At 70.5% G+C, this 26,345-nt stretch carries 22 protein-coding genes and 2 pseudogenes; 14 read left to right on the top strand and 10 right to left on the bottom strand.

Annotated features, from left to right (window positions below):
• Positions 1 to 874: pseudogene (locus RMN86_RS02075) on the top strand (hypothetical protein); the annotation flags it as partial.
• Between the two features lie 203 nt (positions 875 to 1,077).
• Here the strand turns inward: RMN86_RS02075 and RMN86_RS02080 are convergent.
• Entirely contained in the window at positions 1,078 to 2,343 is a 1,266-nt protein-coding gene (locus RMN86_RS02080; protein ID WP_309604166.1) for a glycosyltransferase, read from the bottom strand.
• 84 nt (positions 2,344 to 2,427) lie between these two features.
• Complete coding sequence (locus RMN86_RS02085; protein ID WP_309604167.1) at positions 2,428 to 4,011, bottom strand: DegT/DnrJ/EryC1/StrS family aminotransferase; 1,584 nt, start codon at positions 4,009 to 4,011, stop codon at positions 2,428 to 2,430.
• 225 nt (positions 4,012 to 4,236) lie between these two features.
• Between RMN86_RS02085 and RMN86_RS02090 the strand changes: the two genes are divergently transcribed.
• From RMN86_RS02090 to RMN86_RS02105, 4 genes are all read left to right on the top strand, one after another.
• The gene (locus RMN86_RS02090) at positions 4,237 to 4,500 is read left to right on the top strand and encodes a hypothetical protein (RefSeq protein ID WP_309604168.1); all 264 of its coding nucleotides are present in this window, start codon (positions 4,237 to 4,239) and stop codon (positions 4,498 to 4,500) included.
• Positions 4,501 to 4,606: 106 nt separating this feature from the next.
• Positions 4,607 to 5,371, top strand: coding sequence for a phytanoyl-CoA dioxygenase family protein (locus RMN86_RS02095; RefSeq protein ID WP_309604169.1), 765 nt, complete (start codon positions 4,607 to 4,609; stop codon positions 5,369 to 5,371).
• Positions 5,364 to 6,647 (top strand): MFS transporter, encoded by a 1,284-nt coding sequence (locus RMN86_RS02100; RefSeq protein WP_309604170.1) that lies wholly within the window; start codon positions 5,364 to 5,366, stop codon positions 6,645 to 6,647. Before RMN86_RS02095 ends, RMN86_RS02100 begins: the two co-directional genes overlap by 8 nt.
• Positions 6,648 to 6,815: 168 nt before the next feature.
• Positions 6,816 to 9,077 (top strand): TonB-dependent receptor, encoded by a 2,262-nt coding sequence (locus tag RMN86_RS02105; RefSeq protein ID WP_309604171.1) that lies wholly within the window; start codon positions 6,816 to 6,818, stop codon positions 9,075 to 9,077.
• Here the strand turns inward: RMN86_RS02105 and RMN86_RS02110 are convergent, their stop codons facing one another.
• Complete coding sequence (locus RMN86_RS02110; RefSeq protein ID WP_309604172.1) at positions 9,078 to 10,160, bottom strand: Gfo/Idh/MocA family oxidoreductase; 1,083 nt, start codon at positions 10,158 to 10,160, stop codon at positions 9,078 to 9,080.
• Between the two features lie 54 nt (positions 10,161 to 10,214).
• Here RMN86_RS02110 and RMN86_RS02115 point away from each other — a divergent pair, with 54 nt between their 5' ends.
• A complete protein-coding gene (locus RMN86_RS02115; RefSeq protein ID WP_309604173.1) occupies positions 10,215 to 11,144 on the top strand; it encodes an aldo/keto reductase in 930 nt (309 codons plus the stop codon).
• On the top strand, positions 11,141 to 12,208 hold the full coding sequence (locus RMN86_RS02120; protein ID WP_309604174.1) for an LLM class flavin-dependent oxidoreductase: 1,068 nt from the start codon (positions 11,141 to 11,143) through the stop codon (positions 12,206 to 12,208). The genes RMN86_RS02115 and RMN86_RS02120 overlap by 4 nt, the downstream gene beginning before the upstream one ends.
• Here RMN86_RS02120 and RMN86_RS02125 read toward each other — a convergent pair whose 3' ends face one another.
• The 3 genes from RMN86_RS02125 to RMN86_RS02135 form a co-directional block, all read right to left on the bottom strand.
• Positions 12,209 to 13,135 carry a formylglycine-generating enzyme family protein gene (locus RMN86_RS02125; RefSeq protein ID WP_309604175.1) on the bottom strand — a complete coding sequence of 309 codons (927 nt, stop codon included), beginning with the start codon at positions 13,133 to 13,135 and terminating at the stop codon, positions 12,209 to 12,211.
• A 36-nt stretch (positions 13,136 to 13,171) separates the two neighbouring features.
• On the bottom strand, positions 13,172 to 14,422 hold the full coding sequence (locus RMN86_RS02130; protein ID WP_309604176.1) for an acetyl-CoA C-acetyltransferase: 1,251 nt from the start codon (positions 14,420 to 14,422) through the stop codon (positions 13,172 to 13,174).
• A gap of 140 nt (positions 14,423 to 14,562) precedes the next feature.
• Positions 14,563 to 15,606: a hypothetical protein gene (locus tag RMN86_RS02135; protein WP_309604177.1), complete on the bottom strand. Its 1,044-nt coding sequence runs from the start codon at positions 15,604 to 15,606 to the stop codon at positions 14,563 to 14,565.
• A gap of 233 nt (positions 15,607 to 15,839) precedes the next feature.
• Here RMN86_RS02135 and RMN86_RS02140 point away from each other — a divergent pair, with 233 nt between their 5' ends.
• From RMN86_RS02140 to RMN86_RS02160, 5 genes are all read left to right on the top strand, one after another.
• Complete coding sequence (locus tag RMN86_RS02140; protein WP_309604178.1) at positions 15,840 to 17,066, top strand: GTP cyclohydrolase II; 1,227 nt, start codon at positions 15,840 to 15,842, stop codon at positions 17,064 to 17,066.
• A gap of 64 nt (positions 17,067 to 17,130) precedes the next feature.
• The gene (locus tag RMN86_RS02145; protein ID WP_309604179.1) at positions 17,131 to 18,099 is read left to right on the top strand and encodes a hypothetical protein; all 969 of its coding nucleotides are present in this window, start codon (positions 17,131 to 17,133) and stop codon (positions 18,097 to 18,099) included.
• A gap of 84 nt (positions 18,100 to 18,183) precedes the next feature.
• Positions 18,184 to 19,473 carry a PQQ-dependent sugar dehydrogenase gene (locus RMN86_RS02150; RefSeq protein ID WP_309604180.1) on the top strand — a complete coding sequence of 430 codons (1,290 nt, stop codon included), beginning with the start codon at positions 18,184 to 18,186 and terminating at the stop codon, positions 19,471 to 19,473.
• A 108-nt stretch (positions 19,474 to 19,581) separates the two neighbouring features.
• Positions 19,582 to 19,995 carry a hypothetical protein gene (locus RMN86_RS02155; RefSeq protein ID WP_309604181.1) on the top strand — a complete coding sequence of 138 codons (414 nt, stop codon included), beginning with the start codon at positions 19,582 to 19,584 and terminating at the stop codon, positions 19,993 to 19,995.
• Positions 19,996 to 20,056: 61 nt separating this feature from the next.
• Positions 20,057 to 20,785, top strand: a complete 729-nt coding sequence (locus RMN86_RS02160; protein WP_309604182.1) for a hypothetical protein — start codon at positions 20,057 to 20,059, stop codon at positions 20,783 to 20,785.
• A gap of 108 nt (positions 20,786 to 20,893) precedes the next feature.
• Here the strand turns inward: RMN86_RS02160 and RMN86_RS02165 are convergent, their stop codons facing one another.
• Positions 20,894 to 21,250, bottom strand: coding sequence for a type II toxin-antitoxin system RelE/ParE family toxin (locus RMN86_RS02165; RefSeq protein WP_309604183.1), 357 nt, complete (start codon positions 21,248 to 21,250; stop codon positions 20,894 to 20,896).
• Positions 21,247 to 21,525 (bottom strand): type II toxin-antitoxin system ParD family antitoxin, encoded by a 279-nt coding sequence (locus RMN86_RS02170; RefSeq protein ID WP_309604184.1) that lies wholly within the window; start codon positions 21,523 to 21,525, stop codon positions 21,247 to 21,249. Before RMN86_RS02170 ends, RMN86_RS02165 begins: the two co-directional genes overlap by 4 nt.
• Before the next feature lie 180 nt (positions 21,526 to 21,705).
• On the opposite strand from RMN86_RS02170, the gene RMN86_RS02175 reads away from it, so the two are divergent.
• Positions 21,706 to 21,915 (top strand): hypothetical protein, encoded by a 210-nt coding sequence (locus tag RMN86_RS02175; RefSeq protein ID WP_309604185.1) that lies wholly within the window; start codon positions 21,706 to 21,708, stop codon positions 21,913 to 21,915.
• A gap of 329 nt (positions 21,916 to 22,244) precedes the next feature.
• Positions 22,245 to 25,049, top strand: coding sequence for an ATP-dependent DNA helicase (locus RMN86_RS02180; protein ID WP_309604186.1), 2,805 nt, complete (start codon positions 22,245 to 22,247; stop codon positions 25,047 to 25,049).
• Positions 25,050 to 25,173: 124 nt separating this feature from the next.
• Here RMN86_RS02180 and RMN86_RS02185 read toward each other — a convergent pair whose 3' ends face one another.
• Positions 25,174 to 26,142, bottom strand: coding sequence for a Coq4 family protein (locus RMN86_RS02185; RefSeq protein ID WP_309604187.1), 969 nt, complete (start codon positions 26,140 to 26,142; stop codon positions 25,174 to 25,176).
• Positions 26,143 to 26,195: 53 nt separating this feature from the next.
• Positions 26,196 to 26,345 (bottom strand): annotated as a pseudogene (locus RMN86_RS02190) (hypothetical protein); the annotation flags it as partial.

Consider the following 26,345-nt stretch of genomic DNA (forward strand, 5'->3'; position numbering starts at 1 on the left):
CGCCGACGAAGTGGATATCCTGGTGGATCTTTGGGGTCACACGGCCGGCAACCGGCTGCCCGTGTTCGCCCGCAAGCCGGCGCCGATCAACGTCTCGTGGCTGAACTACGTCGAGACCACCGGGCTATGCGAGTTCGACCATGTGCTGCACGCCGACGGCTATGACCTGCCGGGCGCGCAGGCCCTCTACAGCGAGCCGATCGCACCGATCGGGCCGGTGCTGGCCCCGTTCCGCCAGTTCTTCGACATGCCGCCGTCGGGCGAGACGCCGCTGCTGCGAAACGGCCGCATGACCTTCGGCTGCTTCGGGCATCCGGCGAAGCTGACCCTGGAGGTGATCGAGACCTGGGCGCGGATCCTGGCGGCCGTGCCGACCTCGGTGCTGGTGCTGCGGTCCGGTTACTACGAGGACCCGACCCTGCAACGTACGGTCCGCGCGCAGTTCGCCGCGTTCGGCGTCGCCGGCGAGCGGATCGAGTTCCCGGCGTTCGAGACCGGCGCGGCCTATCTGAGCACCTATCGCACCGTGGACCTGATCCTTGACCCCTTCCCCTACCAGGGCCTGACCACCACGCTGGACGCGGTGTCGGCCGGCGTGCCGGTGCTCACCTGGGAGGGCCAGCACATGCATTCGCGGATCGCCACCGTGACCCTGCGGGCCTGCGGGCTGGAGGACCTGATCACCCCCACCAAGGACGCCTACGTCGAGACCGCCGTCGCCCTGGCCGGCCATCCGGCGCGGCTGAACGCCCTGCGCAAGTCGGTGCGGCCGGGGTTCGAGGCCTCGCCCTACCGGGACGAGGCCGGCTTCACGCGCCGTCTGGAGGCGGTGTTCGAGGCCATGGCCGAGACCTTTGCGATGGCGCCGATCTGACGCACAAACGACGGAAATTATTTAATTATCCGTCATCACCCGGCTTGTCCGGGTGACCCATGATCATCAGATGGCGCAAGAGGTCCGCGGAAGCGCCGTGGCGCAGCCTTCCTCTCCGAGACTATAGGTCACCCGGACAAGCCGGGTGATGACGAGCATAGAGGAAAGGATTGAGCTGTCCGCGCCGGCCGCCGGCCGCCGGCCTATTGGCTGAGGATGCGCAGGTCGATGCGGCGCACATTGCCGGCTGAGGCCTTTGGCGGCGCCTTGAGGCCGGCGATACGCAGGAGTTCGACTGCCCGCTCGGCGAAGGTGAAGCCGCTCGCCACCAGGCGGTTGCAGGCGGTGACGATCTCGCGGCGCGCCTTGTCGTCGCCAAGGTAGTGGACGCAGAGCGCTTCAAGCTCGGCCAGGTCGGAATAGGTGGGGATCGGGCAGTCGGCGCCGAACACCCGATAGAGATCCGAGGTCGGGCTGTGTTTGGTGATCATCAGGGCGTTGGAGGCCATGACGTCGATCACCCGGTACTGCACCGCGTCCTGAGTGACGTGGGCCTGCGGCAGGTTGATGGAGATTTTCGAGGCGTTGTAGACGCTACGCAGGTCGGCGTGGGCGGTCAGCGCCGGGCCGGGCCGCAGGGCCGCCATGACCTGGGCGTTGTAGGTCAAAAGCTTCTGCCAGCCGGCGTTGCCGAATAGCGCCAGGCCGTGCGGCGCCAGGCGCTCCACCACCTCGACCCGGCTGCGATTGGTCAGGATGTTCTGCATCTGGGTCTGGAAATAGTCGAACGACCAGGGCAGGGCGTCGATCAGGATGGCATCGTGATCCTGCTTCCCGCGCAACGTCCGCAGGTCGCCGTCGCGGGCCACCAGGTCCAGGCAGCGGCGCGTCAGGTCGTTGTAGTCCGCGCGCTCGGCCATCAGTTTCAGATACTGGTCGAGGTTGAGGTCGCCCACGTAACTCGCCACCCAGGAGATCGGATGTACGGGCCGGACCGACCGGGCTCCCAGGTCGATGTGGGTGGCCGGCAGCATGAAATGCAGACGCGGGGCGACGCCGTCGACCGCCTCGACGATCCGCCGCTCCAGCACCGAGGACATGGCCACGATCTCGATGTCGGCGCGGAAGGTCTCGTAGGGGCCGGCGCCGTGATAGTCGAACAGGTGCTCCGGTTCGTCGACGATGACGCTGACGATGCGCCCGCCCACCGCCTCGATCACCTGGGGGATCAGCATCGAGTTGTTGAACGCGATGGCCGCGTCATAGCCCTCGGCGGCGATGAACCGGCCAAGCTTGTCCAGCGGCACGGTCTCGTTCAGGCCGTAGATGCCGAGCTCTTTCGAAAGCTGGCTACCCAGGTAGAAGTCGACGTCGGCGCCGGTGCGGGCAAAGGCCTGGAGGGTTTCCGCCATATAGGCGTCCGGCTGCATCGCCACGTTCCAGGCATAGCCGAAGAAGGCCAGTTTCATGCCGCCCGCTCCCGCTCCCGACTCAACCCTGCGCAAGGCTAGCCAGATTTGGCCGGCAATTCACGCCACAGCGGCGCCTGCCGGCTATCCGGCGAAGAAGGCGCGGACCTGGGTCACCACGAAATCGATCTCGCGATCGGTATGGGTGGGATCGAGCGGCAGGCTGAGCAGCGACCCGGCCAGCGCCTCGGCCACGGGAAACTGGCCGGCGGCCCAGCGGCCCGCATAGCAGGGCTGCAGGTGAACCGGCGTCGGATAGTGGATGTTGGTCCCGACGCCGCGCTCGGCGAGGAAGGCGGCCAGGGCGTCGCGGACGCCGGGCGCGCGGACGGCAAAGACGTGCCAGACCGGCTCGGCCCAGGCGCGCACAGCGGGCAGGTCCAGGCCACGCACGTCGGCCAGGCCCAGGAAGTAGCGCAGCGCCAGCTGGCTGCGGCGCGCGTTCCAGCCGTCCAGATGCTCAAGCTTGGCGTCCAGCACCGCGGCCTGCAGCGGATCGAGCCGGGAATTGCGGCCGGCGACCTCGTGGCGGTACTTCTCGCGCGCGCCATAGTTGGCGATCGTGCGTACACGCTCGGCCAGGGAAGGATCGGCGGTGACCAGGCCACCACCGTCTCCCAGGGCGCCCAGGTTCTTGGTCGGATAGAAGCTGAAGGCGGCCGCGTCGCCGAGTACCCCGCAGCGCCGGCCCCGGTAACGCGCGCCATGCGCCTGGGCGGCGTCCTCGAGGATCCGGATGTCGCGGCCTGCGATCGCGGCGGCAAGGCCGTCCATGTCGGCGGGGTGGCCATAGAGGTGCACCGGCACGATCGCGCGCGTGGCCGTGGTGATGGCCGCCGCCACGCGGGCCATGTCCATCAGGCCGGTGTCAGGCTCGACGTCCACCAGCACGGCGGTCGCGCCGACCTCGTCCACCGCGAGCGCGGTGGCGACAAAGGTGTGGGCCGGGACGATCACCTCGTCGCCAGGGCCGACGCCCCAGGCGCGCAGCGCGATCGACAGGGCGTCCAGCCCGTTGCCCAGCCCCACCATCTGCCCGGCGTCGCAATAGGCCGCGAAGTTCGCCTCGAAGGCCGCGACTTCGGGACCGCCGATGAAGTGGCCGGACTTCACCACCCGGCGCATGGCCAGTTCCAGCTCCGCGCCAAGGGTCTGGGAGGCACGGCGAAGGTCCAGATAGGGCACGGCCGTCACCGGCTCGTCACCGTTGTCCCAGCGCAGGAAGTCGTCGTAGCTGCGGATATAGTCGGCCTCGTCATATTCATCCGAGGCCAGCACGATGATCACCGAGTCCTCAGAGAAATCGCTGAGGTCACGCCAGCATCCCGCCTGCACCACCGCCGCCTGCGACGGGCGCGACAGATGCACGGTCTGCGTCCGCCCGTGTTTGGAGATGCTCAGGGTGACGCTGCCGCGCAGGCACAGGAAGCACTGGCGCAACGCCTTGTGGCCATGCGCGCCGCGGCTCTGCCCGGCTGGCACGTCGCGGATGTAATAGGCCCGATGCACGGGGAAGCCGATATGCTTGGCGACCTCGGCCACCCCCAAGATGCCGTTGGGCATGGGTATGGTCTGCAATTCGACCAGCCGGACCAGATCGGGCGCGCCTTCGGCGGACGAGTCGGCCTCGACGGTTGTGATCGCCTGCGGGGTCTGGGCAGCGCTCATGGGCCTCCGAAGGCCGGGCGAGGAGCGCCGGCTCGGGCCGAGCCTAGGGACCGCCAGGTTCGGAAAGGGTTAACGCGCGTCAATCCGCCCTCCAGTATCGTAAAGGAAAGAAGTTAACGAATATTCAGATTTTATGATGCAATTTCCGGCGGCCCCACATGTAACGCTTTGGTTCAATGTCGCGAATAGACTAAGGGCCAAGAACGGTCCGTCTTGGGGCGAAACATGTCCATCAGCACCGACTATCCAAGCCCGGTCACCGTCAACGGCTATGCCTGCAAGAACTGCACGGACGTCGACAACGCCAAGAAACATATCGACCCGGCCCATCCCAAGGACGGCCCCTTCGGCGTCAACAAGACCGACGCCGCCGCGCCGGCGTCACCGGCCGTAAAGTTCGGCGGCGCCCTGGCCGGCCTCATCGCCAGCCTCGATCCCACCGCCCAGCCCGCGCCAACGCAAGGTGCGCGCCTCGACATATCCGCCTGAGGCCCAGTAAACCCGCCTCGCTCCCGTCAGCTCCCCACCGTCGGCCCTTGCCGAAACGCGCCCTGACGTGGATGGATCGGGGCAATAACGGGAGGGGAGGGTGAGCATGAGCTATGAGCCGCAGCGCGAACAGTTCGCCACCGAGGGCTATGCGGTCTTCGAGCGCGCGCTGGCCGGCGAGTTGCTCGACCTGCTGCGCGACCAGTGCGCGGCCTTCGTGGCCCGCGAGGACGCGCGGATGGACGCCGCCGGCGTCGAGAGCCTGGGCCTCAGCCATCGCGGCAGACGCTATTTCGCCAACGAGTGCCAGCGCCAGGCGCCGGCGCTGCGCGCGATGCTGTTCAGCCGGACCATGGCGGACATCTGTCGCGCCACGCTGGGCGACACCGCCTACTTCTTCTTCGACCAGTATGTGGTGAAGGGGCCGCAGGGCGGGCTGCCGTTCGCCTGGCATCAGGATTCGGGCTATGTGGTCGGCAACGGCGGGCCGGTGGACCATGCGCCCTATCTCACCTGCTGGTGCCCGCTGGACGACGCGACGGCGGAGAACGGCACGGTTCGCGTGCTGCCGTTTTCGCAGGTCCCGCTGTCGCGGGAGGCGATCCTGCCGCATGAGCGCCAGCCCGGGACCAACGACCTGATCGGCTGGCGCGGCAACGAGGCGGGGGTCGTTCTGGAGGTCCCGGCCGGCAGCGTCGTGGCCTTCTCCAGCCACCTTCTGCACACCACAGGCGCCAACCGAACCGAGGCGATGCGCCGCGTCTACCTGGCGCAATATACCCCCGAGGTGATGCTCAATCCCGGCACGCGCCGGCTGCGGCGCAACGCGGTTCCGCTGGTGCTCGATGGCGAGCAGGTGACCTGTGGCTGAGCTGGTCGTGGAGGGTGACACCGGACTGACGGCGCCGGACAGCGCGGCCGAACGCCGCCGCTGGTGGCTGTTGGGGCTGGTGATCGGCGCGGGCATCCTCAACCTGGTGGATCGTCAGGTGATCGCCGTGCTGAAGCCGCTGATAGAGGTGGACCTGCATTGGAGCGACGCCGACTACGGCAGGCTCGCCTCGCTGTTCCAGTTCTCCGCGGCGCTGGCCTATGTGGGCACGGGCTGGATCGTCGACCGGCTGGGGGTCAAGTGGGCGACGCCCGCGGGGGTCGCGGCCTGGAGCCTGGCGGCCATGGCCCACGGCTGGTCGATGACCATGGGCCAGTTCTCCGCCGCCCGGATGGCGCTGGGGGCCAGCGAGTCCATGGGCACGCCGTCCTTCGTCAAGACCCTCGGCAGCGTGTTTTCGGCCCGCACCCGGTCGGTGGCGTTCGGGGTCTCCAATGGCGCGTCATCGATCGGCGCCATCGTCACGCCGCTGTTGCTGCCGTTGCTGGCGGTGAGCGTCGGCTGGCGCGGATCGTTCGTGGTGGTCGGCGCGCTGGGCTTTGTCTGGGTGGCGGCCTGGCTGGCCATCACCCGGGGGGTCACTTTTGCCCGACCCGCGCTGTCGGCCGCGCCGCGCGGCACACTGGCGGGTCTGAGGACCCTGCTGGCCAACCGCGGAACCTGGGGCATCGCCGGCGCTAAGGTGATGTCCGACCAGGTCTGGTGGCTGCTGCTGTTCTGGGCTCCGGACTTCTTCCATCGCGTGTACGGGATTCCCGTGGGCAAGCTCGGGCCGCCCCTGGCGGTGGCCTACATGGGCTCGGCCGTGGGGTCGGTGGTGGCCGGCTGGGCCGCCGCGCGCCTGCTGGCCCGAGGCTACAGCCTCAACCGTGTGCGCAAGGGGGTGATGCTGGTCAGCGCCCTGATGGTGACCACCGTGCCGCTGGCTCTCTACACGCACAATCTGTGGGTCGCGGCCGGCCGGCTTGCGGTGACGCTGGCCGGCCACCAGGGGTTCTCGGTCAGCATCTTCTCGATCATCGCCGACATCACACCGCGCGAACGGGTGGGCTCAGTGACCGCCTTCGGGGCGCTGTGCGGCAATCTGGCCGGGATGGGCATCGTCTTCCTGGCCGGGCAGATCCTCACCGCCGGGCTGGGGTACGCGCCATTGCTGGCGATCGCCGCGGTCTCCTATCTGCTGGGCCTGGCCTGGCTGCACCTCCTGATCCCCCGCCTGCGGGCCGTGGCCGAACCGCAACTGACCGCCGTTTAAGCTGGACGCCTGTAAATCCGCGTTAGGCCGGGCGCCTCCGGCGCCCTATGAGGGGCGCGTGTTCGCACCATCAGACGCAACGATGGGCGGGGTGACACGGGAGAGGAACGCGGCGCCGCCGGCGCCGGACCTTTGAGGGGGACTGCAATGCCTATGGATTCGACTCAAATGAGCCCGGCGCGCCGCCGGGCCTGGCTTGCTGCGCTGTTGGCCAGCGCCGCGGCGCTTGGAGCCGGCCAGGCCGCTGCGGCCGTCGCCGCCGAAGCCTCGGCCAACGCCACCGTCGAGGAGCTGACGGTCACCGCCCGCTACCGCGAGGAATCGCTGAACAGCGTGCCGATCGCGCTCAGCGCGCTCAGCGGCGACCAGTTGGCGCGGAAGAACCTCAACAACCTGCAGGACATTTCGCAGTCGGTGCCCACGGTCGACTTCCGGACCGGCGCGTCGAACAAGGACCGCACGGTGTTCATCCGCGGCGTCGGCACGATCACTACCTCGCCCGGCGTCGAGCCCTCGGTTTCCACGGTGATCGATGGCGTGGTGCTGAGCCGCCCAGGCCAGTCGACCCTCGACCTGCTGGATCTCGAGCGCATCGAAGTGCTGCGCGGGCCGCAGGGCACGCTGTTCGGCAAGAACGCCTCGGCCGGCGTGATCAACATCGTCACCAAGGGACCCACCGATCAGTTCAAGGGCTATGTCGACGCGTCCTACTACGAGGGCGACGAGACCCGCGTGAAGGCCTCGGTGTCCGGCCCGATCATCGCCGGCAAGCTGAACGGCCTGATCTCCGGCGTCACCGCCAGCTATGGCGGCAACGTCAACGACGTGCTGCGCCAATCCAAGGTCAATGGGTATGAACACTCCGGCGTGCGGGCCAAGCTGGTGGCGACGCCGTCGGACGACCTGACCGTGACGCTGAGCGCCGACTATATCCAGGGCAAGGAGAGCACCCCCAACGGCGTTTTCTCCTCGACCAACCGGGTAGCCTATCCGACCAATGTGGTCAGCGCCAATCCGGGCCTGGCGACCCTGTTGGCGAGCTACGGCGTCACCGCCAGCGCCGACAACAAGTCCGCCGTCGCCAGCATCGGCTCGACGGTGAAGGACCGCAACGCCGGTATCGGCCTGCAGACCGAATGGAAACTGGGCGGCTACCTCCTGACCTCGATCATCGGCTACCGCACCTGGGACAACCACCAGGTTCCCGACTTCGACAACCTGCCGGTCCTGACAGCAGCCTTTCCGGACGTGCGCGACGACGGCCTGGTGAACTTCAACCAGACGTCGACGGAATTCCGGGTCACCTCGCCCAAGGGCGGGTTCTTCGACTACGTGGCGGGCGTCTACTATCTGCGCGCGGTGACCAAGGAGGTCTATCGGCGCGACCTGCAGCGCCTGGTCGGTGGCGCGATCCTGTCCGATTTCGGCACGTCCGCCTACGGCATCAAGGCGCGGAACTATGCCGCCTACGGCGAGGGCAACCTCAATTTCACGCCAAGGTTCCGCGGCATCCTGGGCGCGCGCCTGATCCGCGACGAGCTCGACTACTACCACATCCGCGTCGCCAGCACGGCGGTGCCGGTGACCGGCATCCGTCCGTTCCATTCCAGCGAAGGCTCGACGAGCAAGGACAGCTGGAGCGGTCGCGCGGGCCTGCAGTTCGATCTGAACGACCGCTCGATGATCTACGCCACCTACTCGCGCGGCTATAAGGGCCCGGCGTTCAACACCTTCTTTAACATGCAGGCGCTGGACGAAATCGCGCTGAAGCCCGAGACCTCCACCTCGGCCGAGATCGGCATCAAGGGCAGCCTGCTGCAGGGCCGGCTCTCCGGCGCCATCGCGATCTTCGACACCAAATTCGAGAACTATCAGGCCAACTTCACCGACGTCGTCGCCGGCGGGTTCGTCACCCGCCTGATCAACGCCGGCAGCGTCTCGTCGCGGGGTATCGAGGGCGATTTCTCCGCCCGCCCGACCGACGCCCTGCGCCTGGGCTTCTCCTTCGCCCGCACCGACGCCAAGGTCGACAGCTTCACCTGCCCGACCGGCTCGCCGGTGAGCTGCAACATCAATGGCCAGCCGCTGCCCTTCGCGCCGAAGCTGAAGGTCCATGTGGACGCCGACTATACCGCCCACCTGAGCTCCGACTGGGACCTGCAGCTGTCGACCGACTACAGCTGGAAGGACAAGACCCAGTATTCCCTGGCCGAGACCCCGGACACCATCCAGAAGGCCTATGGCATCTGGAACGCCGGGATCGCATTGCTCGGCGTCAGCAATGGCTGGCAGGTGCGCGGCGTGGTCAAGAACATCGCCAACCAGCACTACTCGTCGCTGATCGGTTATGGCTCGGTGGCCGGCGCCGTGCGCTTCGTGCCGCGCGACAACGATCGCTACTGGGGCGCGACGCTTCGCAAGGACTTCTAGTCAGAGTCCGAATTCCGCCATCTCGACGACGCGTTTTTCGCGCGCGCTGAGCTCGGCGGCGGCGCCCATGGCCACGGCCCGCAGCCCGTCCTCGGCGGTGACCATCACCGGGCCCTGGCCCGCAACGGCCCGAAGGAAGGCGTCCAGCTGATAGTAGGTGGCTCCATGGTGCGACCCGGCGTCGAGCGCCGCCTGATCGACCGCGACGTGGGTGGTCTCCACCTGCTTGGGCTGGCGGTAGCCGACGCGCGGCGAATAGACCAGGTCGCTGTCGGGGATCAGGGCTTCGAGCCGGGCGAGATCGCCGACGGCGGCCAGCTCTTCCTGGTTCCTCGCCCCGTCGGCGAACATGTTGAGGTCGAGCATCGCCCGCTGGCCGCCGGCGAAGTCGACCACGGTGTAGCTGTTGTCCAGGATGTCCGGCGTCTCGTCGCCATAGCGTTCGTCCAGGTGGTTGACGTCCATGGCGCCGGAGCAATAGACGCGCACCGGCTCGGCCCCGACGATCAGCCGCATCAGGTCGAAGAAGTGGCAGCATTTCTCCACCATGGTGCCGCCGGTGTTGCGGGAAAACCGGTTCCAGTCGCCGACCTTTTCCAGGAACGGAAAGCGGTGCTCGCGGATCGACAGCATCACCAGGCGCCCGACGCGTCCGGCCTTGACCTGGTCGATGAACGCCGCGGCCGGAGGCATGAAGCGGTATTCCATGCCGGTCCAGAACACCGCCTTGTGGCTCGCCGCCCGCGCCGCCGCCCAGCGCGCGTCCTCCAGCGTGGTGCACAGCGGTTTTTCGCAGAGGATATTCACGCCCGCCTCGAACAGCGGCTCCAGCACCTGGCGGTGGGTATAGTTGGGCGAGGCGACGATCACCGCGTCGAGTCCGCCCGCGGCCAGCATGGCCTGGGGACTGTCGAACAGCCGCGGCGTCTGGCCCGTGGCCTCGGCCGCCGCGGAGGCCAGCGACGCCGGTGTCGGATCGGACAGGGCGACGATCTCGGCTTGCGGAAACAGCAGGAGGTTGCGGATGTGCTCGCGACCCATCATGCCTGAGCCGACAATCCCGAACCGCACGCTGTTGGTCATCTTGACTGATCTCTTTCCAAAGCCTGTCCGCCACGATCCCGGAAACCCCGCCCCATGACCGCACCGCCGTTGAATGCACCGTTCGCGCTGGGGAAGACCAGCCTGAAAGTCTCGCCCCTGGCCTGGGGCATGTGGCGCTTCCGCGGCGACGACGTGGCCGCGGCGCAAGGCCGCGTCGAGGCGGCGCTGGCCGCCGGCATGACGCTGCTCGACACCGCCGACATCTATGGCCCCGACAACGGCGAACCCTTCGGCGCCGCCGAAGCCCTGTTGGGCCGGGTGCTGAAGGCAGCCCCGCACCTGCGCGACCGCTTCGTCCTGGCCAGCAAAGGCGGCATCGTCATGGGCACGCCCTACGATTCCAGCCCGGCCTATCTGACGAGCGCCATCGACGCCTCGCTGACCCGCCTGGGCGTCGACCACATCGATCTCTGGCAGATCCACCGCCCCGACAGCCTGGCCCATCCGGCCGAGGTCGCCGAGACGCTGAGCGGCCTGCGCCGGGCGGGCAAGATCGGCGAGATCGGGGTCTCCAACCACACCGCCGCCCAGACCGCGGCCTTGCAGGCGCACCTGACGTTCCCCATCGCCTGTATCCAGATCGAGTTCTCGCCCCTGGCCATCGGCCCGCTGAGCGACGGTGTGCTGGATCAGGCGCTCGCTGCCGGCATGGGCGTGCTGGCCTGGTCGCCCTTGGCGCAGGGCCGGCTGGGCGAGGGCGACCCGCGCCACGCCGCCGCCCCCACCGATCCCCGCGCCGTGGCCGTCCGCGAGGCCCTGGACGGGGTCGCCCGGGCCAAGGGTGTCTCGCGCGCCGTGGCCGCCTATGCCTGGCTGATGCAGCATCCCGCCCGGCCGATCCCCATCGTCGGCTCGCAGCAGCCGGCGCGCATCGCCGAGGCCGCCCAGGCCCTGGCGGTGCGCTTCACCCGCCCCGAATGGTACGCCGTCCTGACCGCCGCCCGAGGAGAACCCCTGCCGTGACCGCCACGCCTTGCGAAGTCTCCTGGTTCTCCGCCCTCTGCGATGACGACTATGAGTTCCTGGGCGTCCCCGACGCCGCCCTGCAGTCGAGCTGGGAACATTGTCGCAATATCGCGCTTACCGCCGAGACGGGCGGGTTCGACAACATCCTGCTGCCGTCGGGCTATGCGCTGGGCATCGACACCCTGGCCTTCGCCGCCGGCATCGCGCCCCTGCTGAAGCGGATGCGCCTGCTGGCCGCCATCCGCACCGGCGAGATGTGGCCACCGCAGCTCGCCCGCCAACTGGCCACCATCGACCAGATGCTGGGCGGCCGGCTGACCGTCAACATCATCTCCTCCGACCTGCCGGGCGAGACCCTGGCCAGCGCCCCGCGCTATCGCCGCACGGTCGAGGTGATGGCCCTCTTGCGCGCCCAGCTGAACGGCGAGGCGATCGACGTCGACGGGGAATTCTACAAGATCAAGGTCGATCCGCCCCGCCTGCGCACGGTCTCCGGCAAATGCCCTGCGTTCTATTTCGGCGGCCTTTCGGAGGACGCCCGCGAGGCCGCCGCGCAGGGCTGCGACGTCTATCTGATGTGGCCCGACAAGATGGCGGCGGTGGCGGAGATCATCGCCGACCTGACGGCGCGGGCCGCCCGGCGCGGCCGCAAGCTGAAGTTCGGCTATCGCGTCCATGTGGTGGTCCGCGAGACGGAGGAAGCCGCCCGCGCCGCCGCCGACCGGCTGCTGTCGCGCCTGGACGCCCCCACCGGCGAGGCCATCCGCGCCAAGTCGCTGGATTCCACCTCCGCCGGGGTCCGCCGCCAGGCCGAACTGCGCGCGGCGGCCAGCGACGACGGCTATGCGGAGGAGAACCTGTGGACCGGCATCGGCCGCGCCCGCTCCGGCTGCGGCGCCGCCATCGTCGGCGACCCCGACCAGGTGCTGAAGAAGCTCCAGGCCTATCAGGCGCTGGGCATCGAGGCGTTCATCCTCTCCGGCTATCCGCACCAGGCCGAATGCGACCTCTTCGCCCGCCACGTCCTGCCCAGGCTGAACCACGCGCCGCTGGCCGGCTGATCACCGCCGCGCCACGCAGCGGAAGCCGACGTGCGAGGTGGAGGTGTCCACCGGTTGCGGCCAGCGGGCGGCGGGGCGGTAGCGGCGGCAGTAGCTGGGGGCGCAGAGGTGGGAGCCGCCCTTGACCACGCGGCGCGCGATGCGTTCGCCCGGTCGGGCGCCGCCGCAGCAGGGCGAGCCCGGATGGGGCGGCCCGGCATAGAGGTCGGCGGTCCATTCCCAGACGTTGCCGATCATGTCGAAGAGACCCCAGCCGTTGGCCGGATAGCTGGCCACCGGCGCCGTGCGCGCCAGCCCCGCGGGCGCGTCATTGCGCCAGGGGAACTCGCCCTGCCAGGTCTTGGCCATCGACCGACCCTCAGGCTCGAAGGCCTCGCCCCAGGCATAGGTCGCCCCGTCCAGCCCGCCGCGCGCGGCATATTCCCACTCGGCCTCGGTGGGCAGCGCCTTGCCGGCCCAGCGGGCATAGGCTTCGGCGTCAGCGGCCGTCACATGGACGACCGGGTGGTCTTCCAGCCCCTGCAGACCGCTGTCGGCGCCCAGGGGATGGCGCCAATCAGCTCCGAACACGAAGCTCCACCAGCTGGGTTCGCTGGCGGCGTCGACCCCCGCGCCCGGCGTACGCTGAGGCGGGCGGAACACCACCGAGCCGGAGCGCGCCATCTCCGGCGGCATGCCGGGATAGTCCGCCGGGTCGGGCGGGTATTCGGCGAAGGTCACATAACCCGTCTCGTCGACGAAACGGGCGAACTGGGCGTTGGTCACCGGCGCCTCATCGATCCAGACGTCGCCGACCCGGACCGTGCGGACGGGTGCTTCGTCCTCGTAGAACCCCTCGGCGCCCATGCGGAACTCAGCCCCGCGGATCAGGCGCATGCCAGCCAGCTTGCGTGGGCGGACGGTGGAGGGTTTGCGGAGCCTGACCATGGGTCAGAGCCAGAGCGGATCAGGCCCCGCGAGCGATCAGACCCGTTCGATGATGATCGCCGGGGCCATGCCGCCGGCGGCGCACATGGTGATCAGGCCGCGCTTAAGGCCGCGGCGTTCCAGCTCATCGACCATGGTGCCGATCAGGATGGCGCCGGTCGCCCCGATCGGGTGGCCCAGCGCCATGGCGCCGCCGTTCACGTTGACCTTCTCGCGGTCGAGCTTGAGGTCGCGGATGAACTTCTCGGCGACCACCGCGAAGGCCTCGTTGATTTCCCACAGGTCGATGTCATCGACGGTCAGGCCGGCCTTGGCCAGCACCTTGCGCGCCGCCGGCACCGGGGCGTTGAGCATCAGGGTGGGCGAATCCCCCATGTTGGCCATGGCCACGACCCGGGCGCGCGCCTTCATCCCGTGCTTGGCGGCGTAGGCGGCGGAGGCCAGCAGCACCGCGCCGGAGCCGTCGACCACGCCGGAGGAATTGCCCGCATGGTGGAAGTGCTGGATCTTCAGGGCCGGGTGCACTTGGTTGATCAGGCCGGCGAAGGTGGTGCCGCGGGCGTCGAGCGGCACATTGGCCATCGCCTCGAACGACGGCTTCAGCGCCGACAGGCCCTCCATCGTGGTCTGCGGCCGGGGAAATTCCTCGCGGTCGAGCGCCAGGCTTCCGTCCGCGCGATAGACCGGCACCAGGGCCCGGTCGAAGTGGCCGTTCCGGATGGCGTGATCGGCGCGCTGCTGGCTGACCAGGGCCAGCTCGTCCAGCGCCTGGCGGGAGATGCCTTCCATGGTGGCGATGGCGTCGGCGCAGACCCCCTGGTGCGACTGCGGATGGTGGGCCCGCAGGTGCAGGTTGCCGGAGTCCATCAGCATCGGGCCGGCTTCGGGGTCCGGCTTGGGCGCGGAGGAGGCGGTGTAGGACATCATCTCGGTGCCGCCGGCGATCACCAGGTCTTCCATGCCCGACATGATCTGCGCCGCGGCCAGGTTCACCGCGGTGATGCCCGAGCCGCAGAAGCGGTCGAGGGTGACGCCGCTGGCGCGCACGTCATAGCCGGCGTCCAGCGCCGACATCCGGCCAAGGTCGCCCCCCTGCTTGCCGCGCTGGCTGGAGGTGCCCCAGATAATGTCGTCGACATCGGCGGTGTTGAGATCGTTGCGCTCGGCCAGCGCCTTCAGCACCGCGGCGCCGAGATGCTGCGGGTGATGGTCGGCCAGCGCGCCCTTGCCGACCTTGCCGATGCCGCGCGGGGTGCGGGCGGCGTCGATGATGAGAGCTTCAGCCATGATCTCGTCCTTCTGTCGGGGGCCGGCGTCCAGGGTCCGGCGTTCAGGGTCCGGTCGCGGACCTTAGGGTTCCGTCACAGAATTGCCGGTCGCCCTAGCGGCAGTCCAGCGCGAAATTGCCGCGCCGCGATGAAGGACGCCTAGCGCGGGGTCCGGGCCGAGCCCTCCGCGGCGCGGACGCCGTGCAGGATGTCGGCGAGCGCGTAGTTGCCCTCGTGACAGGCGTATTCGAACAGCTGGTCCTTCAGCGCGGTCAGGCTCATCTCGGCGCGCCAGGGGCGGGCGTAATAGGTCGCGTCCTCGACCTGGAATTCATAAAGGATCTCGCCGCGCGCGGCGCGGGTGAACCGCTCGGTCACCCGCGCCTGTGGCGTCAGGAAGAGCGGCCCCGCGCGACCCTGTTCGGCGTTGGCGTTGAGCGTCTCGACGACCAGGGTGTCACCCTCCCACCAGCCGGTGGAATCGCCGAACCAGGGCTGCAGCACGGCGGGTCCGTGGCCAGCCTGGGCGGCGGCCTTGCCGCGGAACAGCGGGATCGTGCGCACGTCGTGGATCATCTCGACGACGATCGCCACGGCGTGCGGGGTCTGCACGATCTGGTAGTTGGAATTGTAGATATTGTTGAGCATGCCCGGCCCGCCCGACCCGCGCGAGGCGATCAGGCAGCGGTCCCAGGGCTCCAGCGCCTCGGGGTCGGCGGGGGTGTCGGCGCGCCGCGCGAAGGCGCCGGCCTGGCGCACCCGCTCGCGGCCGGCCTCGGAGAACGGCAGCTGGCCGTCGGCGGGCTCGACGATCCAGGAGGTTCGGAACTCGCCCTTCACCTGGGCATAGCTGCGCCCGGGATCCAGCCAGAAGCCGTTGTAGCCGCCGGGATCGCCGACGGAGGGAGGCCGGTCGCTGACTTCCGAGGGCGCCGCGTCGGCTTCCAGATTGCGCACCATCGGATTGGACCTGGCGCGCGCCTGCGCTTCCGCCGCGGTGATCGTCAGCTGGGCCACGCCGGGGGGTCGGGTGAGCTTGGTGACCGAGGCGTTGGTCCAGACGCCCGAGAAATCCGGATGGCCATCGGCGGTGCGCTTCAGCGTTGGGGCGGAGGCCGCCGCGGCGGCGGCGCCTGCGCCCAGCAGGACGGACGCGAGCAGCGTGGCGGCGAGGGTGGCCCTGGACGGGAGGTGATGGCTCATGGACTGCAGCCTGACCCGGCGTGCCCGCTCCTGTCCAGAGGGTGCGCGGAGGATGGTTGCAAAGCCACGCTTGAATCCAGCAAAATCGTGTAAAATCAGTGGTATGTTCTTCCGGCGCAACGGCGCTGCCCTTGCCAAGCCAGGGGACCCGTCGTCTAGTCTCAGCCAAAGGTTGCTCGGTCGATGAGGTAGCGACGGGGCTTTTTCCAGTCTGGCGCGTTGGAACACTGTCCATGACCAGCAACACGGCTTCCCACCTCCGGCTGACCTCGCATCCGGGGCGTGTTTCGACGCGCCGATTTCCGATCCAGTGGGACGCCCAGAGCGCCAGCCAGCGCGGCCCGGTGATCGCCACGCCCAACGCCGGCGCCGAGCGCAACGCCATCGGCGCCCACGGCGGCGCCTATTCGATCTATCGCGCCCTGGCGATCTCGTCGGGCGCCATGGCCTCCGACGCGCGGCCGGACCTCACCGACACCCATCCCGTCGCCCCGATCGGTCCGCATGCCCAGTGGCGGGAGCCCGGCCGGATCGTCTCGCTGGACCCCTGGGGCCACCGGGTCGCCGAGGACTTCGCCGCGGAGCTGGCGGGCGGCGTCGATATCCGCCCGACCATCGCCGTCACCAGCGCTCGCATCGCGCTCCCGGAAATCCGCGAGGCCGTCGCGCGCGGCCGCCTGAAGATCGACGGCGAGGTGGTCCAGGCGGGCGGCGAGGTGGCGGTGACCAAGGCGGCCATCGATCCGGTCTGGCATCTGCCCGGCATCGCCGCGCGGTTCGACGTCGAGGAGGCGCAGCTGCGCCGCGCCCTCTTCGAACAGACCGGCGGCATGTATCCCGAGCTGGTCACCCGGCCCGACATCGCCGTCTTCCTGCCGCCGATCGGCGGGATCACCCTCTATATCTTCGGTGACCCGGCCCGGCTGGGCGACCGGCGCTTTCCCCTGACCTGCCGGGTGCACGACGAGTGCAACAGCTCCGACGTGTTCGGCTCCGACATCTGCACCTGCCGCCCGTACCTGATCCACGGCATCGAGGCGGCGGCGCGCCAGGCCCAAGAGGGCGGCGCGGGGCTGGTCGTCTACAACCGCAAGGAAGGCCGCGCGCTGGGCGAGGTGACCAAGTTCCTGGTCTACAACGCCCGACAGCGCCAGCCGGGCGGCGACCGGGCGGCGACCTATTTCGAGCGCACCGAATGCGTGGCCGGCGTCCGCGACGCCCGTGTCCAGGAGCTGATGCCTGACGCCCTCCACTGGCTGGGCGTCCGCCGGATCGACCGCTTCATCTCGATGTCCAACATGAAGTACGACGCCCTCGTCGCCGGCGGGATCGAGATCGGCGAGCGGGCGCCGATCCCCGACGAGCTGGCGCCGCCGGACGCCTGCGTCGAGATGGAGGCCAAGATCGCCGCCGGCTACTTCACGCTGGGCAAGGCGCCGGCCGCGCGCGCGGTTTCCTGAGGCGCCGGCTCTCACGGCAGGCGAGCCGGCTTGACCCGCCGGGGCGCCGGCCTAACGTCGGGCCATGCGCGTCAAAGCCCTGTTCCTGCTGCTGCTGGCCGCGGCGCTCCCCGGGGGAGCAAGCGCGGCGGGCCGCCATCGGCTCCCGGCGACCGACCTGGGCGGCTATTGGTCCAACACCTTCCTCACCGACCTGGAGCGGCCGGCGGGGATCACCACGCTGACCCTTCCCGAAGCGCAAGCCACGGCCCTGGAGGCGCGCCGGCTGGCGGCGTTCCGCAGTGTGCAGGACGGGGTCGGCGGCCGCGAGTCGGAGACCGGTTTCTGGGAGATCGGCGCCGGGCTCGCCCGCATCGGCGGCCAGGCGCGCACCTCCTGGATCGTCGATCCCGCTGACGGGCGCCTGCCCTGGTCGGCCGCCGGCAAGGCCGCTCGCGACCGCGAGGTCGCCGCGCGCAGCGGCTATTCCGATCCCGAAGCGCGCAATGTCTCCGAGCGCTGTCTGATCTCAGGCTTCGCCGCGGCGGGGCCGCCGATGCTGTCCAGCCCCTACGGGACCATCTACCAGATCGTCCAGACCCGCGACGCCGTGGCGATCGGCATCGAGGCCAACCACGATGTGCGCATCGTGCGCCTGGCCGCCGGCGGCCATGGCGCGCCGCCCGCTCACCTGCCCGCCACTGTCCGGCCCTGGCTGGGGGACTCCGTGGGTCGCTGGGACGGGAATACCCTGGTCGTGGAGACCACCAATTTCAATCCGGGCGACGCGCTGAAGATGCCGATCGGGCTCTATATCTCCAAGGCCGCGACGGTCACCGAACGGTTCACCCGGCGGTCGCCCACGGAGCTGCTCTACGATTTCACCGTCGATGACCCGGCGTCCTTCACCCAGGTCTGGCGCGCCCAGATGCTGTTCCGCGCCTCGAAGGGGCCGGCCTATGAGTACGCCTGCCACGAGGGCAACTATGCGCTCGCCGGCATCCTCGCCGGCGCCCGGCGCGAGGAGGCCGACGCCCGGGCGGCGGGCCGATAGGCCGCCCGCGCTTTCCCGGATGACACCGGGGGCCGGGGCGTGACATGCAGGGGGCTGACCGGAAACACCCCAGGGGGAATGGCTGTGCGCAACAAATCCGCGGGTGCGAAAACGCTGACGGCGCTCGCGCTGGTGCTGACGCTGACGCCTGCGAGCGGCGCCTGGGCGCAGGCCGCGCCGGCCTTTCCACCGGGTGCGGACTATGCCGGCGTGGCCGGCTCGGCGGCGGAGAACGCGCGGATCGCCGCCCTCTGCGGCCCCAACCGCAACGCCCGCGACGGCTATGCCCCGACCCCGCTGCGGTCCGACCAGACCCGCGCGCCACAGGTCAAATCCGCCCAGGCCTTCACCGTCGACGTGGTCGCCAGCCTCGACCGCTCGGTGGGTATGGCGGTGCTGCCGGACGGGACCCTGCTGGTCTCCCAGCGCGCCGGCGGCCTGCGCACGGTTGACGCCAAGGGCCAGGTTTCCCCGCCCCTGAAGGGCGCGCCGGAGGTGGCCGGGCCGATGGGCACCAGCAACACCGGCCCGGTGCTGGACCGCGACTTCGCCCGCAACCGCACCCTCTACTACGGCTACACCACCGCGCCTGCGGCCAAGGGCGCCGCGCCGATGGGCCATATCCTCAAGGCCCGGCTGTCGGCCGACGCCCGGTCGCTGGAGGACATCGCCACCATCTATGAGGCGGCCAACCTGGCGCCCCGGCGCATCGTCCAGGCGCGCGACGGAACCCTGCTGATCGCCTCCGCCGAGGTCGCCTCCGGCGGGCCCTTCCCGCAGTCGTTGAGCGACCCGCGCGGCAAGATCCTGCGCATCGCCCCCGACGGCGCGATCCCCAGGGACAACCCGTTCCTGAAGGTGGCCGGCGCCAGCCCCGCTCTCTACGCCCTGGGTTTCCGTGACATCCAGGGCGCCGCGCTCAACCCGGCGACCGGCGAGCTGTGGGTCGGCGAGAACGAGCCGATGGGCGGCGACGAGCTGAACCGCATCCGCTCCGGCGGCAACTATGGCTTCCCGCTGATCAGCTATGGCCGCGAGAACGGCGGCGGCCTGATCGACGGCGGCAAGACCGTCCAGCCGGGCCTGGAGCAGCCGGTCTATTTCTGGACCCCCTCGGTCGCCCCGTCGGGCCTGGCCTTCTATGCCGGCAAGGCCTTCCCCACCTGGAAGGGCGACATCCTGATGGGCGCCATGTCCGGCCGCCAGCTGATCCGCCTGCAGATGAAGAACGGCCACGTGGTGGGTGAGGAAAAGCTCTTGATGGACCGCTGCAAGCGCCTGAAGGACGTCCACGTCGGCCCCGACGGCCTGGTCTATCTGATCACCGACGAGAGCCCCAGCGAGGTGCTGCGGCTGCGGCCGGCGGTGAAGTAGCGGCCGCCGACGAGGGCGCGGGGGCGCGCGTCCCGATTCCCAGCTTCACCTTTGGAACCGGGTCCGGCGCGGGACGCTATGGCGGCAAGCTATAGAGGATGCCGCTCCATGAAACCCATACACGCCCTGCCGCTCGCCGCGGTGATCTCGCTGGCCCTGCTCGGGGCCTGCAACAAGCCGGCTGACACCGCCGCGGCGGACGCCGCCGCCGCCAAGGCCTCAACCGTCGCCGACAGCGCCGCCGATGCGGCGGCCGCTGCGCCCGGCGCCGGCGGCGCGGTCTCCGCGCCCCAGCCCAATGGCGCGGTCAATGTCGACGCCAACGCCACCTCCACCAACCTGGCGCCGGCCTCCAACTCGTTCACCGAGGGCCAGGCCAAGGGCCACTTCGAGAACGCCGGCTACAGCCACGTCACCGGCCTGACCAAGACGCCTGACGGCATGTGGACCGCCAAGGCCATGAAGGGCGGCAAGTCGATGGACGTGACGCTCGATTTCAAGGGCGCGATCACCGCGAAATAGCCGCCCCCGTTCCACAGCCCTCGTTCCACACCCCGCAACAAAACGCTCAAGGAGACCCCCCATGGCCCACGCCATCACCCGACTGTTCGACAACCATCACGACGCCGCCAAGGCCGTGCGCGACCTTGAAGCCGCCGGCGTTCCGCACGCCGACATCAGCCTGATGGCCAACAACGCCGAAGGCCGCCACGTCGTGCGCGACGGCGTGGTCGGTGACAACGACACCGCCGAGGGCGCCGCCAAGGGCGCCACGACCGGCGGGCTGATCGGCGGCGGCGCGGGCCTGCTGGCGGGCCTGGGCATGCTGGCCATCCCCGGCGTCGGCCCGGTGGTCGCGGCCGGCTGGCTGGTCTCGACCGCGGTCGGCGCGGCGGTCGGCGCCCTGGCGGGCGGCGCCACCGGCGGCGTGCTGGGCGCGCTGAAGGACGCCGGGCACACCGAGGCGGACGCCCACATCTATGCCGAGGGCGTGCGCCGCGGCGGCGCCCTGGTCAGCGTGCGCGCGGCCAACGAGACCGACGCCGCTGCGGCCCATCGGATCCTCGACGCCGCCGGCGGCTTCGACGCCGCCACCCGCGGCGCCGCCTATCGCCAGGACGGCTGGCAGGGCTTCGACCCCGCCGCCTCGCCCTACAGCGCCGAGCAGGTCGAGCTTGAGCGCAAGCGCTTCGCCGAGCCCCGCTCCTTCGCCGCCGACAGCGACGACCTGCGCACGTCCCCCGTCGGCGCGGGCGAAACCCCCGCCCAGCCGGTCACCCGGCCGATGGATCCCAATCTGCGCGGCGTCTAAGTCTCTCCCCTGACCCAAGACACCGCTGCAGAGGAGCGCCCGGGACACCCCGCCCGGGCGCTCTTTTGCGTGGGGGGCTGGCGAGGGCACGCGCAAGGCGGCGGGGCCTCAGTCCTCGATATGGCGCTCAAGGTCCATGGCGCCGTGAAGAACGCGCAGGACCACCACGAGGTCAGGCGTTGGCGTCAGGTAGACGATCAGGTGGCGCGGAGTCTTGACCGCGCCGCGGCCGGCGGCGGAGCGGCGCCGGCAATGGCGCAGATGATAGGTTCGGACGCCCGGCTGCAGCTCCGGCCGGGCCGCGCTCGTGGGGCGCAGGGGATCGCTCAGCAGGTCGTCGAGCGCCGTGGCGATGAGGGCGGCGTAGCGCAGGCGCGCCGCTTCGCCGAAATCCGCCGCGCTCGACCGCAGGAGCCTGGCGATGTCGGCTTGGGCGGATTCGGCAAGGTCGAGGCGGCGCGTCAAGCGCCCGGATCGACAGGTCGCCCGAGGCCGGCGATATAGGCCGCGACTTCGCCCGAGGCCAGGCGGACGACCCGACCCTGGCGAACGTCCTCAAGCCCGACCTCGACCGCGGCCCTGAGCGCATCGAGCTTCAGCGCCTGCTCACGCTGCCGCTGTTCGAGCAGCCGCAGGCCCTCGCGCACGACCTCGCTGGCGTTCGAGAACTGGCCACTGGCGACGCATCCATCGAGAAATTCGGCGAAATGGGCTGTGAGACTGACATTGCGCGCGGGCATGGCGGGGTTCCGGGACTGTCGCGCCAATCTAGGCATTATGTCAAAGATTGACAATGAGAGGACGCCTTCGCCGCCGCCACATGAACGCCGGTTGAACCCCCGGCTCAGCCCTGCCTCAGGCGGCCCGGCGCACCTTGCCCGCGCGGTCCTCCCCTCCGGGCGGCCGGCGAGTGCAAGACGATGACCCCTTCCGTGACCTGGGCGCCCCTGGACCACGCGGCCCGCGAGCCGGTGCGCGCCGGCGACCTGGTCTCCGCCGAGGCCGGCGGCCTGCCGATCTACCGCGTCGTCGCCCTGGAGGACGGCCGCGCCTGGGTCTCCACCCGCGAAGGCGCGCCCGCCCGCGCCATGCCGCTGGCCGGGTTCTGGTGGCGGGGGATCGACGGGTAGGGCGAAGGGAGGGCGGGGAGGTTAGGGGGCTGTTGCTCGCGGCCGCGTGTTTCGCCGAGCCCATCCCTCACCGTCATCCCGGTTTTCGCCGCCGGCGAAAGACCGGGACCCAGGATTTCCGAGGCGCAGGTTGGGCGCCGCGTGGCCACCGGCCTGCGCCGGCGCCGCATGAGATCATGGGTACCTGGAAGGGGTGGGCTGCAGTACCGGCGTAGCGCCGCTTGGCGCCGACGATCGAGACGTGTGCGGTAGATTGGCGCGTCCCGCAGCCTCTGAAATTCCACAGGTTCCCATTCCGTTCCACCCTGAATCCCCCTAACCTCTGCTTCGTGACCCTCACCCCCGCCACCCTCGACCTCGCCCCCGCGCTCGTCGTGCTCCCCGGCCCGCGCGCCGCCGTGGCCGACGCCACCGGCGCCCAGCCGCTGCGCGCCCCCGATGCGCGGGATCTGTTCGAGCAGTGGCCGGTGTTGCTGGCGCATGCGGCGATGACGGCGCGGCGGCTGGGGGTGGCTGTGCCCCCGCGCAGCCCGCGCATCTTCGACGCGCTGGAGCTCTACGCCTTCGTGCGGCCGGGGCGGTTCTGTGCGCCTTCCGCCGCGGGGCTGGCGCAGGCGGTGGGGTTGGCGGAGCCGAAGGGGGCGGAGGCGCAGGCCGTGGCGCTGCGCGAGGTCTGCGGGCTGCTGCTGGCGGAGCTGGCCGCGGCGCCGACGCCGTCCCGCGAGGAGGCGCTGGCGGTGGCCGAGACCCTGGCGCGGGGCGGGTGGCCGTGGGGGGCGGCGTGCATTGGGGCGCTGCGCTCGCAGGCCGTGGGCAACATGTTCCGGACCTCCGGGCTCGACGCCTGGGCGCGGCTGACCGAATGGGAGGGCGAGGCGCCCCCCGGCGAGGCGGGGAGCAAGCCCGTGGCGCCGGAAGCCGCCGCCGCGCGGCTGGCCGAGCTCTTGGCCCGCGCGGGCCTGGACGAGGCGCGGCCGGCGCAGGCGGAATATGCGGCCGGCGCCGCCTATGCGTTCTCGCCGCGCGAACGGGAGGGCGAGCCCCGGATGATGCTGGCCGAGGCCGGCACGGGGATCGGCAAGACCCTGGCCTATCTGGCGCCGGCCTCGCTGTGGGCCGAGGCCAACGGGCCGGCGGTCTGGGTCTCGACCTATACCCGCGCCCTGCAACGCCAGATCGAGCGGGAGAGCCATGCCCTGTGGCCCGACCCGAAGGTGCGGGCGAAGAAGGCCGTGGTGCGCAAGGGGCGCGAGAACTACCTGTGCCTGCTGAATTTCCAGGAGGCGGTGAACGCGGCGCAGCTGGGGGCCGGGGACCTGGTGGGCCTGGGGCTGGTCAGCCGCTGGGTGCGGGCCAGCCGCGACGGCGACATGACCGGCGGCGACTTTCCGGCCTGGCTGCCGACGCTGTTTGCCGTCGGGCCGGCGGCGCAGGCCAGCGCGGCCAACCTGGTCGACCGGAGGGGCGAATGCATCCACGCGGGCTGCCAGCACTATCGCACCTGTTTCGTCGAGAAGGCGATCCGGGGGTCACGCCGCGCCGATATCGTCATCGCCAACCATGCCCTGGTGCTGACCCAGGCGGCGTTCGATGGGGCGCGGGCGGCGCGGGGATCAAAGGCCGACGGGGAGACGACCCAGCTGAAGCGCATCGTCTTCGACGAGGGCCACCACCTGTTCGACGCGGCGGATTCGGCCTTCGCCGCGGCGCTGTCGGGGGCGGAGGCCGCGGAGCTGCGCCGCTGGATCCGCGGGCCGGAGGGTCGTGGGCGGCGCGGGCGGGGGCTGGAAGCCCGGCTGCTTGAGGTGCTGGGCGACCACGAGGAAGCGCGCGAGGCCCTGGTCGCCGCGACGCGGGCCGCGGCGGTGCTGCCGGGCGAGGGCTGGTCCGGCCGGATCGCGCCGCCCAATGGCGAGGTCAATCCGCTGGGGCCGGTGGAGCAGTTCCTGGTGGCGGTGATGGAGCAGCTGCGGGCGCGCGCAGCCCCCAGCGAGGTCGGCATGGAGTGCGCGGCGCGGCCGGCGCTCGACCTGGTGCGGACCACCGCGCGGGCGGCGGCCGAGGGGCTGGCCAAGGTCGAGGCGCCGCTGGTGGCGCTGGCCCGCCAGCTGGAGGACGTGCTCGACGCCGAGGCCGCCGAGCTGACCACGGCCGACCGGGCTCGTATTGAAGGGGCTTTGAGGGGGCTCGATCGGCGGGCGCGGATGACGCTGCCGGCCTGGCGCTCGATGCTGCGGGCCATCGACGAGGACGCCGAGGACGACCCGGACTTCGTCGACTGGTTCGACGCCACCTTCCTCTATGGCCGGGTGGTGGACGCCGCCTGCCGCCGCCACTGGGTCGATCCCACCGAGCCGCTGACCAACACGGTGATCGCCCCGGCGCACGGGGTGCTGGTGACCTCGGCGACGCTTGCCGACCCGACGCTGGCCGACCCCTTCGCGCTCGCCGAAATGCGCACCGGCGCGGCCCGGCTGCCGGACCGGCCGCGGACCCTGAAGCTCGCCTCGCCGTTCGACTATGCCAGCCAGGCCCGCTGCTTCGTGGTCACCGACGTCGGCCGCGTCGATCCGCGCCAGGTGGCGGCGGCCATGCGCGGGCTGTTCCTGGCGGCCGGCGGCGGCGGCCTTGGGCTGTTCACCGCCATCCGCCGGCTGCGCGCGGTGCACGAGAAGATCGCCGCGCCGCTGGCCGACAAGGGCATCGCCCTCTACGCCCAGCACGTGGACGGCCTGGAGGTCGGCGCGCTGGTGGACATCTTCCGGGCGGAGGAGGACGCCTGCCTGCTCGGCACCGACGCGGTGCGGGACGGGGTGGACGTGCCGGGGCGAAGCCTTCGCCTCCTGGTCTTCGACCGCGCGCCCTGGCCCCGGCCCGACATCCTGCACAAGGCCCGGCGCGCGCGGTTCGGCGGCAAGGGCTATGACGACGCCGTGGCGCGGGGCCGCATCGCCCAGGCGTTCGGCCGCCTGATCCGCCGCGCCGACGACAAGGGCTGCTTCGTCATGCTCGACCCCGCCTCGCCGACGCGCCTGTTCTCCGGCCTGCCGGAGGGCGTGGTGCTGCAGCACGTCGGCCTGGTCGAGGCCATCGAGGGGGTCGCGGGGTTTTTGGGGACACTCCCCAAACCCTAGATGTCATCCCGGACGGCCGGAGGCCGATCTGGGACCCAGGAGGATGGGCAGTGGGTCCGCTCCTAGGTCCCGGCTCTCCGCTTCGCTGCGGCCGGGATGACAGGTTAGGTTTGAAGACGTCGCCTCAGGCCGCGACCTGCAGCTGTTCGAAGAGGTCGGCGGGGTAGGGGGACGGGTAGGGGGTGACGCCGAGCCTGGCGCGGACCTTGTCCAGCGGCTGGTTCCAGATGCGCTCCCACTCGACGCCCAGCAGGGGCGGCGTGCGGCGGCCGTGGGACCAGGCGGTCAGGATGGTGTCGAGCATCAGCGGGCCGCCCTCGGGCCGCTCAAAGGCGATGCGGGTCAGCACCATGCCCAGGAACATCGCCGAATAGTGGTGGCCGAACTGGGCCAGTTGGAAGCCGGAGATCGCCACCTCGTGCAGGGCTGTGGTCTCGTATCCGCCGACGATGTGCCACAGGTCGTGGCACTGCAGGATGCGGGCGTTGAGGTAGTCGAGCGGGGGCGCCAGGTTGGCGAGGCCCAGCGCCTCGCGGTCGAGCACTTCCAGGTCGAAGCCGTTGTCGACGATCAGCGCATGGAACCGGCCGCCCAGCGAGCCCTTGGGGCATTTGCTCAGGGCCTTCAGGGTGAACATCTTCGGATAGCCCCGGGCGACCGCGGCCGGGACCCCGGGATAGGCCAGCGCGGCCTTGCCGATCCGCCGGGGCAACCCCGGCGACACCAGGCCGGCCAGCGCCGCGGTCCTGGTGGTGAGATTGATCGCGCCCAGGCCGGCGCGGGGTTCGTCAAGCAGAGTCCACAGGGCGGGCCAGAACGCGGGCGGGATCGGCTCGGGCTTGGCGGCCGCATCGGTGGCGACGGGCTTGGCTGCGACCGGCTCGCCCAGCCAGCCCCAGGCGGTGGCGTCATAGAGGCCGGGCGTGCGCTCCGGCGCGGCCGCAGCGGCGTGCAGCCACAGCGCCGCCAAGGCCTTCAGGTCCGACGCCTGCGGATCGGCCTTCAGCCGCTGGGCCAGGGCGCGCGCCGCTGCGTCTTCGGCCCCGGCGCCGGCCAGGGCCTCGAACCCGGCCCGGTCATGATGCTCGCTCATGGCGACGGGGACTCACTCAGGGGTTGATCGCACAACCGAGTGTAGCGCCGCCACTATTGCGGCTTTGTGTCTGGTGAAGCTTCCGTTTCAGACCCGGCGCGATGATCCCGTCCGAAGTTTGGCTCGGCGCTTTCCTGGCCGACGGCGATGATGCCTCGGCGGATGTCGCGGGTGCGCGAGAACAGCTCGAACAGCTTGTCGCC

The organism is Phenylobacterium sp. (genome assembly GCF_031360265.1).
Lineage (GTDB): Bacteria > Pseudomonadota > Alphaproteobacteria > Caulobacterales > Caulobacteraceae > Phenylobacterium.

Excerpts from the sequence above, each read along its gene's own strand:
- RMN86_RS02110 (WP_309604172.1), bottom strand. The coding sequence starts at position 10,160 with ATGACCAACAGCGTGCGGTTCGGGATTGTCGGCTCAGGCATGATGGGT.
- RMN86_RS02155 (WP_309604181.1), top strand. The coding sequence starts at position 19,582 with ATGAAACCCATACACGCCCTGCCGCTCGCCGCGGTGATCTCGCTGGCC.
- RMN86_RS02145 (WP_309604179.1), top strand. The coding sequence starts at position 17,131 with ATGCGCGTCAAAGCCCTGTTCCTGCTGCTGCTGGCCGCGGCGCTCCCC.
- RMN86_RS02140 (WP_309604178.1), top strand. The coding sequence starts at position 15,840 with ATGACCAGCAACACGGCTTCCCACCTCCGGCTGACCTCGCATCCGGGG.
- RMN86_RS02115 (WP_309604173.1), top strand. The coding sequence starts at position 10,215 with ATGACCGCACCGCCGTTGAATGCACCGTTCGCGCTGGGGAAGACCAGC.
- RMN86_RS02080 (WP_309604166.1), bottom strand. The coding sequence starts at position 2,343 with ATGAAACTGGCCTTCTTCGGCTATGCCTGGAACGTGGCGATGCAGCCG.
- RMN86_RS02125 (WP_309604175.1), bottom strand. The coding sequence starts at position 13,135 with ATGGTCAGGCTCCGCAAACCCTCCACCGTCCGCCCACGCAAGCTGGCT.
- RMN86_RS02185 (WP_309604187.1), bottom strand. The coding sequence starts at position 26,142 with ATGAGCGAGCATCATGACCGGGCCGGGTTCGAGGCCCTGGCCGGCGCC.
- RMN86_RS02160 (WP_309604182.1), top strand. The coding sequence starts at position 20,057 with ATGGCCCACGCCATCACCCGACTGTTCGACAACCATCACGACGCCGCC.
- RMN86_RS02175 (WP_309604185.1), top strand. The coding sequence starts at position 21,706 with ATGACCCCTTCCGTGACCTGGGCGCCCCTGGACCACGCGGCCCGCGAG.
- RMN86_RS02130 (WP_309604176.1), bottom strand. The coding sequence starts at position 14,422 with ATGGCTGAAGCTCTCATCATCGACGCCGCCCGCACCCCGCGCGGCATC.
- RMN86_RS02170 (WP_309604184.1), bottom strand. The coding sequence starts at position 21,525 with ATGCCCGCGCGCAATGTCAGTCTCACAGCCCATTTCGCCGAATTTCTC.
- RMN86_RS02085 (WP_309604167.1), bottom strand. The coding sequence starts at position 4,011 with ATGAGCGCTGCCCAGACCCCGCAGGCGATCACAACCGTCGAGGCCGAC.
- RMN86_RS02095 (WP_309604169.1), top strand. The coding sequence starts at position 4,607 with ATGAGCTATGAGCCGCAGCGCGAACAGTTCGCCACCGAGGGCTATGCG.
- RMN86_RS02090 (WP_309604168.1), top strand. The coding sequence starts at position 4,237 with ATGTCCATCAGCACCGACTATCCAAGCCCGGTCACCGTCAACGGCTAT.
- RMN86_RS02135 (WP_309604177.1), bottom strand. The coding sequence starts at position 15,606 with ATGAGCCATCACCTCCCGTCCAGGGCCACCCTCGCCGCCACGCTGCTC.
- RMN86_RS02105 (WP_309604171.1), top strand. The coding sequence starts at position 6,816 with ATGAGCCCGGCGCGCCGCCGGGCCTGGCTTGCTGCGCTGTTGGCCAGC.